The 1,129-nt window shown below is 43.3% G+C and carries 1 protein-coding gene and 1 pseudogene; both read right to left on the bottom strand.

All coding sequences use genetic code 11. From position 1 onward, the window contains the following. A partial coding sequence (locus tag R7P35_RS25685) for a ComEA family DNA-binding protein (RefSeq protein ID WP_318093258.1) occupies positions 1–260 on the bottom strand: 260 nt, incomplete at its 3' end. Positions 261–410: 150 nt separating this feature from the next. After that, positions 411–1,129 (bottom strand): annotated as a pseudogene (locus R7P35_RS25680) (peptidylprolyl isomerase); the annotation flags it as partial.

Here is a 1,129-nt window from a genome sequence, read left to right as displayed (position 1 = left end):
TTCTTGATAGTTGCTTCACCAATTCCTTTTACATTGGTTAAATCAGCTGCTGTTTTAAATGGGCCGTGCTCGGTACGGTAGTCACCTATGCTTTGCGCTTTCTTTTCGCCAATACCTTTCAGCATCGTTGCTATCTCTTCTGCAGAAGCAGTATTGATATTGACCGTAATTTCAATTCCTTCATATTTATCAGCCTTGGTATCAGCGGCCAAACTGAGTGGTGCGAACACCACTAAACACAAGGTTAAAATCCATTTCATATTGAACATATACACTCCAAATTAACGCTCTGAAATAATCCGCCCTAATGTAGGCAAACACTCATCGTCATTGAAGTTTGTTTAAACAAAAATAAAACGGGCCGCTTACGCGACCCGTTTTAGTTAACATGCAAATTACATAATTAGTGCTTAGTTGCTCACAACAAAGTACTCAATGTTTGTGTTAGCACGCAATACAGCGAGAACAGAAGATAGATCCTGCTGAGATGATGCACGTTGCATTTGCATCGCAACTTGATCTTCTAGCGAACTATCTAGTTCCGCTTTCACAGCATCCAGTTCAATCACTACGATGTTGCCTTCAAGGTCTTTCGACTGACCGTAGACAGGTTTGCCATCTACTGGCTTCGCCATTGCAAAGACGGTAGTTGCTAGTGGCGAACGACGGTCAACGGTCTCTTGCTCACCAAATGTTAGGTTGTTTTCCGCAAGAACAGCAGTATTGCCTTCATTCAGAGCAGCTACCACTTTTGTACCTAGCTCTAGGGCACCTTGCTCACCTTTAACGCGAGATAGTTCCGCCACAACTTGGTCTTTCACTTCAGCTAATGGAAGCACTGTTTCGTCACGAGAATCTTCAACACGAACAACAATAATGTGCTCAGGCGCAACTTCAATCGCTTCAGAGTTCAGACCGTCTTCTTTCACTTCTGGGCTCAGTAGTGCTTGCATAACGGCTTGGTTACGTAGAACCTCAGGTGCATCAACTTGAGAGATGAAGTCTGTTGTCTTCACTTCTTGGTTAATAGCTTTAGAAGCATCATCTAGTGAATCAGGGTACTCAAAAGCAACACGCTCAAGCTCGTTTTGAAGCTCGTAGAATTGATCCACCGCTTTTTGGTCTACTA

It is taken from the genome of Vibrio sp. Vb0304 (assembly GCF_033338995.1).
Taxonomy (GTDB): domain Bacteria; phylum Pseudomonadota; class Gammaproteobacteria; order Enterobacterales; family Vibrionaceae; genus Vibrio; species Vibrio alginolyticus.
Note: the sequence above shows the minus strand (reverse complement) of the source record. Positions and strands in the feature narration are given on the sequence as shown.